Source organism: bacterium (assembly GCA_026708055.1).
In the GTDB taxonomy this organism is placed as follows: Bacteria; Actinomycetota; Acidimicrobiia; order Acidimicrobiales; family CATQHL01; genus VXNF01.
Genome location: JAPOVS010000018.1, coordinates 1 through 3,637, shown reverse-complemented (window position 1 = coordinate 3,637; position 3,637 = coordinate 1). Strand labels below are relative to the sequence as shown.

Annotated in this window: 5 protein-coding genes; 3 read left to right on the top strand and 2 right to left on the bottom strand. The window is 70.5% G+C overall.

Annotated elements, in window-relative coordinates:
• Together OXG55_01515 and OXG55_01510 are read right to left on the bottom strand one after the other, a co-directional pair.
• Positions 1-496, bottom strand: a 496-nt coding sequence (locus OXG55_01515; GenBank protein ID MCY4101934.1) for an RTX toxin, incomplete at its 3' end; no start/stop codon positions are given.
• A gap of 430 nt (positions 497-926) precedes the next feature.
• Complete coding sequence (locus tag OXG55_01510; protein ID MCY4101933.1) at positions 927-1,391, bottom strand: hypothetical protein; 465 nt, start codon at positions 1,389-1,391, stop codon at positions 927-929.
• Positions 1,392-1,522: 131 nt separating this feature from the next.
• Between OXG55_01510 and OXG55_01505 the strand changes: the two genes are divergently transcribed.
• The 3 genes from OXG55_01505 to OXG55_01495 form a co-directional block, all read left to right on the top strand.
• A complete protein-coding gene (locus tag OXG55_01505) occupies positions 1,523-2,257 on the top strand; it encodes a maleylpyruvate isomerase family mycothiol-dependent enzyme (GenBank protein ID MCY4101932.1) in 735 nt (244 codons plus the stop codon).
• A 40-nt stretch (positions 2,258-2,297) separates the two neighbouring features.
• Complete coding sequence (locus OXG55_01500; protein MCY4101931.1) at positions 2,298-3,107, top strand: hypothetical protein; 810 nt, start codon at positions 2,298-2,300, stop codon at positions 3,105-3,107.
• Between the two features lie 4 nt (positions 3,108-3,111).
• Positions 3,112-3,637, top strand: a 526-nt coding sequence (locus OXG55_01495; GenBank protein ID MCY4101930.1) for an ABC transporter ATP-binding protein, incomplete at its 3' end; no start/stop codon positions are given.

Genomic DNA, 3,637 nt, shown 5'->3' with positions numbered 1-3,637 from the left:
GCCCGTCGGGCGCTTCGGTTTGGCCGTAGTAGTTGTTGCCCCAGCAGGTGACGGCGCCCCAGGTGGTGAGTGCGCAGGTGTGGCGGCTGCCCGCGCTGATGGCGGTGTAGCGCCCGTCGGGCGCTTCGGTTTGGCCGTAGTAGTTGTTGCCCCAGCAGGTGACGGCGCCGTCGGCGGTGAGTGCGCAGGTGTGGCGGCTGCCCGCGCTGATGGCGGTGTAGCGCCCGTCGGGCGCCTCGGTTTGACCGTCTTCGTTCCAGCCCCAGCAGGTGACGGTTGCGTCGGTGGTGAGTGCGCAGGTGTGGCGGCTGCCGGCGCTGACGGCGGTGTGCTGCCCGTCGGGCGCTTCGGTTTGGCCGTAGTAGTTGTTGCCCCAGCAGGTGACGGCGCCGTCGGCGGTGAGCGCGCAGTCGTGGTCGTCGCCGGCGCTGACGGCGGTGTACTGCCCGTCGGCGCCTATGGCCTCCTGTCCGGCGGTGGGTGCGGAGACCAGCACCCCTGCTGCAACGACCAGCCCGGCCAGTAGCGCGGCCGAGCCTCGACTACGGCGTCGAAGGCCCGAATACGGGGGGGGGGGGGGGACATTGCCGACGACAGAGGCGAGACGCGTGAGCAGCCCATCGATCCAGAGAACATTCCTACCGTCCCTTCAGGAAAGTGCGCGCGCCAGCAGTCACGGCACGCACCTTTCCCCCGAATCCTAACCCTGAATCACCGATGGGATGAGGGCGTCGTGGAAGGCGTTGGCCCGGGGCCAGTGGGCGGGGAGGCGCAGGAGGTGTTGTCCGGCGTGGTTCACGAGGCGTCCGGGCCTTCCTCCCCGGGCCGACGGCCGCCGTCAACAACGGCCATTCGCCCAGAGCAAGAAGGCACTTCCCCACATTTCAAACCCCCCACACCCCCAACCCGTCGGTGATTCAGGCCAACTAGCCGGCGACGGAGCTGAAGCCCGCGGCGATCAGGAGGGCGGCGAGGGCCGTCAAGGAAGCCACGCTGGCGAACAGCGCCCGCTCCGGCGCCCGTTGCGCCCGTCCGTGCAACCAGGCGCCCACGCCAGAGGCGGCCACCAGGGCGATCTTCACGAAGAACAGCGTCCTCCAGAGGCCGGTGCTGGCCGCCCACTCGTCGTTAGCGACGACCTCACCGAGGCTCCAGAGGCCCGTGATGACAGCCAGGGCGAAGAAGGGCCAGGAGATCCGCCCGAAGCGGTGCGCCGCTTTCTGGGTGATGCTCTTCTCGCCCTCGGGAGGCGGACCCGCGGAGCGATCGAGCTTGCGCAGCAGCGGGACGAGCCCGGCGACGACGATCTGCCCGCCGACCCAGACCGTCACGCTCAGAAGGTGCAGGAAGCTGCGCAGCGCATCGATGTCGAGCGAGAAGTCTCTGATCATCGTCTTCCTCCTCGGCGGTGGGGCGACCTCGGCGCCAGGAACCCTATAGCCGGACAGGCCGAACGCAGCCGCCGGTGCGGCGACGCGGCCGCCGGTGTGCGGATGCAGCGCCGGTGGGGGAGACTGAGGCCATGAGCTTCGACACCGACGCCTATGTCGCCGCCACCGCACGCGAGGGTGCCGCGGTCAGCGCGGTCGCCGCTGCCGGTGACCTGGACGCCCCGGTTCCCAGTTGCCCCCGCTGGCACCTGCAGAAACTGGTCGGCCATCTGGGCTGGGTCTACAACTGGGTCAGCGAGCACATCGAGCAACGATCGGCCACGGTGCTGAACCGGGACGACGTTCCCCGCCCGCCGCAGGGCGAGGCGGTGGTCGACTGGTATGCCGCGGCTCACGCCAGGGTGCTGGACGCTCTGAGCGGGATCGGTCCCGCCGAGGAGGTGTGGAGTTGGGCGGGCATCAACACGGGCGCGTTCTGGCACCGGCGCATGGCGCAGGAGAGCCTCATCCACCGCTGGGACGCCGAGAACGCGGTGGGCGAGCCCGGCCGTCTCGACAGCGACCTGGCGGCCGACGGCGTGGACGAACTCGTCGGCGTGATCCTTCCGTTCCAGGCACGCATGGCGCAGGAGCCGCTGCCGGCCGGGACCCTGCACCTGCACCGCACCGACGGTGACGGCGAGTGGCTCTGCCGGATCGCCGGGGGGCGCATGGAGGTCGAACGGATCCACGGGCGCGGCGACGTCGCCGCGCGGGGCACCGGTGAGCAACTCGACTTGGTGCTCTGGCGACGCATCGCGCCGGACGAGGTCGAGGTCTTCGGCGATGTCGGTGTGCTGGCCGCCTGGACGGCACTGGGCCGCTGAGGTGGCGGACGTTCCGGATCGCCGAGAAGGTCGCAACCGGGTGACTTCTGACGAGTCGGTGCGGGGCGGCGCGGCGGGGCCCGAGGATCCCGAGGTGGAGACGGGCGTCGACCTGTGGGCGGCCGAGGGGGAAGGCGGCGACGCATTCGTCCCCCCCTGGTGGGTCGGCTACGACACGCTGCTGGCCGTCGTGGCGTTCGTGGTGCTGTTCCGCTTCTGGGGTCTGGGCCCGGCCATCGGCGCCATCACGATCGTCTCGGTGCTGTCGGGCATCGTGCGCGTGCGCCACGGGGTGGGGGTGGGCAAGCTGCTCCCGCTGGTGACGGTGTGCATCATCGCCCGGGGCATCGTCGGGATCGTCACCGACAACGACGACATCTACTTCGGAATCGGCATCGGCTACAAGTTCGCCATCGCCGCGGCGCTCGTGCTCTCGGCATCTCCGATGCTGAAGCGCAACCCCGCCGTGGACCTCGCGGCGCGCAGCCTCCGCCTTTCGGCGGCGCTGGAGCGCAACCCCGCCACCGAACTCGTGGCGCGCTCGCTGAACCTTCCGTCCGCCATCCGGTCGCACGAGGCGTTCCGCTCGGCCCTCGACCGGATCATCGTGGCGTTCGGCCTGCTGCTGGGGTTGGCGGCCGGCTTCGACATCTGGTTCCTGGGTGTCACCGACCCCGACCAGTACGTGCTCTTCCGCTACCTCATCAACTGGCCGCTGTACGTGGCCTTCACGGCTCTGAGCTTGAACTTCCTGTCCCGGCGCCTCGGCCGGATCCCCGGTTTCCCGGGGATCATGAACCTGCTGGAGGAGCAGGCCGAGGCCCGCACCGCCGCCCGCAAGCGGCGCTAGCGGCGTGAGCGACTCCTCCACCCGCACGCCCGCCGTCGCCGTGCGGGGATTGACCAAGAGTTACGGCCCCGTGCGGGCAGTGCGCGGCATCTCCTTCGAGGTGGCGGCGGGCGAGGTGTTCGCCCTGCTGGGTCCGAACGGTGCCGGCAAGTCCACAACCGTGGAGATCCTGGAGGGACACCGCCGCGCTGACTCGGGCGACGTGTCGGTGCTGGGCTTCGACCCCGCGGTGGCCGGCAGAGAGTTCCGGGACCGCACCGGGATCGTCCTGCAGGAGGCCACTATCGACACTTCGGAGGTGACCGTGGCCGAGGCGCTGGACACCTTCGGAGCGGCCTACCGGCATCCCCGGGACCGCGACGAGGTGATCGAGCTCGTGGGGCTAGCTGGCAAGCAGAACGCCCGCCTGAAGACCCTTTCGGGCGGCCAGCAGCGGCGCGTCGACATGGCGCTGGGGCTCATCGGCGACCCCGACCTGCTGTTCCTGGACGAGCCCACGACCGGCTTCGACCCCGAGGCCCGGCGGGCCG